The sequence below is a fragment of the Streptomyces sp. MB09-02B genome (assembly GCF_033794485.1).
GTDB lineage: Bacteria > Actinomycetota > Actinomycetes > Streptomycetales > Streptomycetaceae > Streptomyces.
Map to the genome: position 1 here is coordinate 1 of NZ_JARGEE010000672.1, position 3,087 is coordinate 3,087.

The 3,087-nt window shown below is 65.7% G+C and carries 4 protein-coding genes and 1 pseudogene; 3 read left to right on the top strand and 2 right to left on the bottom strand.

What is annotated here, in order from left to right; translation table 11 throughout:
• The first annotated feature begins 443 nt into the window (after positions 1-443).
• Positions 444-737: a DUF6355 family natural product biosynthesis protein gene (locus P1P70_RS42610; RefSeq protein ID WP_319247585.1), complete on the top strand. Its 294-nt coding sequence runs from the start codon at positions 444-446 to the stop codon at positions 735-737.
• Positions 738-913: 176 nt separating this feature from the next.
• Here P1P70_RS42610 and P1P70_RS42615 read toward each other — a convergent pair whose 3' ends face one another.
• The gene (locus tag P1P70_RS42615; RefSeq protein ID WP_319247587.1) at positions 914-1,873 is read right to left on the bottom strand and encodes a hypothetical protein; all 960 of its coding nucleotides are present in this window, start codon (positions 1,871-1,873) and stop codon (positions 914-916) included.
• Between the two features lie 302 nt (positions 1,874-2,175).
• On the opposite strand from P1P70_RS42615, the gene P1P70_RS42620 reads away from it, so the two are divergent.
• Both P1P70_RS42620 and P1P70_RS42625 read left to right on the top strand, forming a co-directional pair.
• Positions 2,176-2,601: a hypothetical protein gene (locus P1P70_RS42620; protein WP_319247589.1), complete on the top strand. Its 426-nt coding sequence runs from the start codon at positions 2,176-2,178 to the stop codon at positions 2,599-2,601.
• A 21-nt stretch (positions 2,602-2,622) separates the two neighbouring features.
• Positions 2,623-2,730, top strand: a pseudogene (locus P1P70_RS42625) (DNA-binding protein); the annotation flags it as partial.
• A gap of 4 nt (positions 2,731-2,734) precedes the next feature.
• On the opposite strand, the gene P1P70_RS42630 reads toward P1P70_RS42625, so the two are convergent.
• Positions 2,735-3,087 (bottom strand): hypothetical protein (locus P1P70_RS42630; RefSeq protein WP_319247591.1); only part of this gene is annotated, 353 nt, incomplete at its 5' end.

The window sequence follows — 3,087 nt, forward strand, 5'->3', positions numbered from 1 at the left end:
CACCGACGCCAACGCCAGCCACACATCGTCCGGGGCTACTTCGGCGGCCCGCACGTCCGCTACATCCTCGAATAGAACCCTTTGAGTTTCGGATCAATATAACTCCCGCCGCATCCAGGAACGGCTCGGCTTCCTCAGCCCGATCGAATTCGAGGAGAAGCACTACGCCGAGCAGGCGACGGCCGAACCGACGAACCTGAAACCCCGTCAACCCTCACTGACCAGCTGATCAGCACCTCTCGCGCAACGGGGGAACCTCACACCGGAGGGACGGCCCCGCCAAATCCACGTGCCTCAGGCCTCCCCTCTACCTGCAGGTTTCGAGCCCCTTCGAATGCCCTGGTGCCACCTTCCTTCACCCAGACACCCTGGTGATGTCCGCAGGAGCTCATCTTCTTCGCAGAGACAACCGTGAATCCAGGAGGTTTTCCTTGCATGCACGTGTGAAGATTCTCGGCGCCGTGGCCGCTGCCGTGATGTCCGCGGTCGCACTGCCCGGTTCAGCGTCGGCGGCAGGAACGTCGGTCAGGGCGTGTGGCTACTACGAGACGCAGTCGGACGCGTACTACGGCCACTGCACCAACACGCCGGGGCCGACCAACGGCGCGTACATCAAAATCGACTGGGACTGGACCTGGTTCGACAGCTACCGGTGTGTGCGACCTGGCGAGACCCGCCTGGGCTCTACCAGTGAAATCGACGGCGCGTATTGGACCGCCACCTGCACACCGGCATGACGCAAAGGCCTGGCGTGCCCCGGCGCCCACACCTTGCCAGGGGCGCGCCAGGCCTTCCAAAGCACGTCGGGTCGCAGCAAGGGATACGAAAGGGCCGATCGACGGTTCGGTGCTGAATCGAGAGGACCGCAGGGCTCGTGAGGCCCGGAAAGAGTGCCACCTGGAAACGGCGCGATCTAAACCTGGTGTCGGCCCTGTGAGGAGTGGAACGGCCGGGCGAGTTCCGCACTGACAGCGGCGATGAAGGCTGTTCGTGCGCTTTCCTGACCATTCAGGATGTCTTGCAGGACGAGCTCGTTCGGAGTCTGGCCGCCGTCGAGAGGGACCTGGAACTCGGTCGACTGAAGACCTGTCTGGTAAAGGATTCGTGCGTGCTGGTGAACTGAATCGCTGTGCGGAAAGGCCTCCACAGCAGCGTAGAACCTTCGGTAAGCCGAACGCACCTGCTCACCGCGGGGCCTGAAAGTGCCAGATCTGTCCCGCTCGACCTGGTCCGGGTGGTACTTGGCGGCCATCATCAGCAGTTGAAAGGCCTGCCAGACCTCATACCCCGGAAGGGATTCCAGAGGGGCACCGCCCCCGATGTTGCCTGCCTCGAAAGCTTCGATCGCTTCAAGGCGTCGTCTCTCCAGGCAGGCCACCGCGCGGATCCGCCGGACCTCCTTCCTTGTCCAGTCGGCCCTTGCTATCGCGCTCTTGGAGTAGCGCACGGCTTCGAGATAGACCGGCTGAGGACCCTCCAGCTCTACCGCAAAAGTCGCGGATCGCAGCGTGTGCATGGCATCAGCGAGGTCGATCTCTCCTTGTGCGTGGGACAGGGAATGCGGATCCACGCGAGCTGCCTCTTTGAGTCGATCTCCGGCAGCATCGACCTGGTCACAGGCCAAGAGGAGAGCATGAGCCGCCTCCCGCTGCATACCGCGCCGCCATTGGAGGAACGCAGCCGAGGACTCGGCGTGTACAGCGTCCAGCGCAGCGCGATAGGTGGCTTCAGCTTGCTTGAGGCCCGCCCTGGTGGTCTCCTCGGCCTGCCTGAGCGCGCCCCGCATCTGCCACCGTCCGACGAGAAGCGCACCCCCGATGCCCAGCAGCGCGACGCCTGCGGCGCTCACGGCGCCGATCCCCTCCAGGTCCATGCTCTTGATCTTGCCTCAGGGCCAACACGTAGACGCCCAGATCCAGAAGACAGGTAGCCACGTCCGCCAGGCCGACGCCACTCAACTCCTGACCTTGCTCGACGAGGTTCCGGCCGTGGCCGGCGTCGTCGGGCGGCCCGGACGCCGGTCCGACGCACTTCTCGCCGACCGCAGCTACGAACACAACACATACCGGCGCCCTCCTGTGGCAGCGCGGCATCTGCCCGGTGATTGCCAGGCGAGGCCGGGGTCTTGGGTATGGCCTTGTTCCGTGCGACGGGCTGGAGGCGCACACTCGCAGGATGGGGCGGCGTTTTGATCCGGGGGAGATGGTGCGGCGTGAGGGTGGCGATCTGTTCGCGTTCTTGATCTCGGATGGGGATTTCGTCGGGCCCGAGGTGCTTGCGTCCGGGTTGGTTTACCACCACCGCTCGGGGATCCAGATCGCGATCTCTTACCTGGGGCCGCGTGAACCGGAAGTGACCACGACGATTCGTGTGTCGAGGGACGGCGGCGCTGCGCGCTCAGCGTCGCTTGACTGCCTCTGGGTGGCCTTCCAGTACGGGACGCTTCAGGATGTTCCCACGTCAGCCGTCAACGCGCGGACAACGGCGAAGCGGTTGAAACAACAGGCGGAAGCTCTGCGCCGGCTGCTGCCGACCCTGCTGACCTCGGACGTTGATGATGCGGTTCGTCGCTGCCAGGGGCGGTTGCTGCCCGATGGATGAGGTGCGGTTGTCGGTGCCCCGGTCGGCGCCACGGCCCTCGCCGCCCCGGGCCCGGTCACGATCCTCGCCTCGGATCCCGAGAACCTTGCCGCGCTGTGCGGTCGGCGCGTCACCGTCATCAAGGACTGAGGCCTCAGGGAAACGTACGGCGGGCCGGTGGGGTGAAGAGGTAGAGGTCGAGGATGGGGGGCATGGGGGTGATGCCCGGGCCGCCGGAGTGGACCCACGTGGCTATGTCCTCGGTCGCGTCGGGGTCGTTGACCAGGCCCAGCCAGACGGGGCGGGCGCCTGCGGCTCGGCCTGCCGCTGAGGGTTGGACGACGATCACGTTGGCCTGGTCGCAGGCGTCCAGGCAGGTGGAGATGCGGGTGGGGACGAGGGACTGGAGGCGGGTGGTTTGGGCCTCGTGGTCCACGCCGGGGAGTTTGGGGGTGCCGCAGCAGCAGTCTCGGCAGATCGTCACTCGGCAGGGAGTGGGCTTGGGGG